General features: G+C 70.9%; 2 protein-coding genes. Both read left to right on the plus strand.

What is annotated here, in order from left to right; all coding sequences use genetic code 11:
- The coding region (gene tnpB, locus ACLBXO_RS31455) for an IS66 family insertion sequence element accessory protein TnpB (protein WP_447687876.1) at nt 1-309 on the plus strand (309 nt) is incomplete at its 5' end.
- A 106-nt stretch (nt 310-415) separates the two neighbouring features.
- Nucleotides 416-1894 (plus strand): IS66 family transposase, encoded by a 1479-nt coding sequence (gene tnpC / locus ACLBXO_RS31460; protein ID WP_447687877.1) that lies wholly within the window; start codon nt 416-418, stop codon nt 1892-1894.
- The last annotated feature ends 14 nt before the right edge of the window (nt 1895-1908 follow it).

The raw sequence follows: 1908 nt of genomic DNA on the forward strand, positions 1-1908 counted from the left end.
GTGGACTTCCGCAAGGGCGCGGACGGCCTGGCGGCGCTGGTGCGCGAGAGCCTGGGCGCCGACCCGTTCAGCGGGGCGATCTACGTCTTCCGGGCGCGGCGCGCCGATCGGGTCAAGCTCGTCTACTTCGACGGCACCGGCGTGTGCCTGCTGTCGAAGCGGCTGGAGGACGGCAAGTTCTGCTGGCCGGCCGTCACCGACGGGGTGGTGCGGCTGACGGCAGCGCAACTGCAGGCCCTTCTGGAAGGGCTCGATTGGCGGCGCGTGCACGTGGCCCGGCCAACGCGCGCTCCCGTCGCCGTGAGCTGATCCGCCAGGTCGATCACTCTGGCAAAGCCTTGTGATTCATGCTCAAATCGGTTCCGTGAGCGAACCGAGCGCGCGCCTGCCCGATGATCCCGCCGCCCTGAAGGCGATGGTGGCGGCGCGCGAGGCCGAGATCGACCGGCTGCACCAGATCATCAGGGAGCTACAGCGTCACCGCTTCGGACGGCGTGCCGAGAGCCTGCCCGTCGACCAGTTGCTCCTGGGCCTGGAGGAGGCCGAGCAGATCGAGGCTGAGGGCCTTGCCGAGACCGACGCCGCCGATGCATCGGCCCGCGCGGCCCGCACCCGGCAGCGCCGCGCCAACCGCGGCGCCTTGCCGGCCCACCTGCCGCGCGTCGAACGGATGTTCGACGTCGACGACCGCACCTGCCCCTGTTGCCGTGGCGACCTCCACGTCATCGGCGAGGACGTCACCGAGCGCCTCGACATCGTGCCGGCCCAGTTCCGCGTCGTCGTCACCCGCCGGCCGAAGTATGCCTGCCGGGCGTGCGAGGACGTGATCGTGCAGGCCCCCGCGCCCGCCCGCCTCGTCGAGGGCGGGATCCCGACCGAGGCGAGCGTGGCTCACGTGCTGGTGTCCAAGTACGCCGACCACCTGCCGCTCTATCGTCAGGCGCAGATCTACGCCCGGCAGGGCGTGAACCTCGACCGTTCGACGCTAGCCGACTGGGTGGGCAAGGCGGCCTTCCTGCTGCGCCCGGTCCACGCGCGGCTGTTCGAGAGGCTGAAGGCGTCGGACCGGCTGTTTGCCGACGAGACCACGGCACCGGTGCTCGATCCGGGCCGCGGGCAGACCAAGACCGGCCAGCTGTTCGCCTACGCCCGCGACGACCGGCCCTGGGGCGGCCTCGATCCGCCCGGCGTGGCCTACCTCTACGCGCCCGACCGCAAGGCCGAACACCTGATCCGTCACCTCGCCGGCTTCGAGGGCACGCTGCAGGTCGATGGCTACGCGGGCTACAAGGTCCTGGCTGCGCGCAAGGCTGTGAGCTTGGCCTTCTGCTGGGCGCACGTGCGCCGCCGGTTCTACGAACTGGCCAAGGCTGGCCCGGCGCCGATCGCGACCGAGGTGCTCGCCCGCATCGCCGAACTCTATCGGATCGAGGGCGAGATCCGCGGGCGCTCCCCCGACGAGCGGAGGGCCGTGCGTCAGGACCGCAGCCGGCCGGTCGTGGCGGCGCTGGAGCCGTGGCTCACCACCAAGCTCGGGCTGATCAGCCAGAAGAGCAAGCTCGCCGAGGCGATCCGCTACGCGCTGAGTCGCTGGGCCGGCCTGTCTCTCTTCCTCGACGACGGCCGCGTCGAGATCGACAACAACACGGTCGAGCGGGCGATCCGGCCGCTGGCCCTGACGCGGAAGAACGCGCTGTTTGCCGGCTCGGACGGTGGGGCCGGGCATTGGGCTGTCGTCGCCTCGCTGGTCGAGACCTGCAAGCTGAACGGAGTCGAGCCGCAGGCCTACCTGACCGACGTCATCACCCGCATCGTTGCCGGACATCCGCAGAGCAATATCGACGACCTGCTGCCCTGGGCCTACGCCCCGCAGCCCCTCAGGGCCGTGGCCTGAGAACGACGCTTACG

It is taken from the genome of Methylobacterium sp. C33D, from assembly GCF_053345825.1.

Coding starts and splice junctions, on each gene's coding strand:
- tnpC (WP_447687877.1), top strand. CDS start 416: ATGGTGGCGGCGCGCGAGGCCGAGATCGACCGGCTGCACCAGATCATC.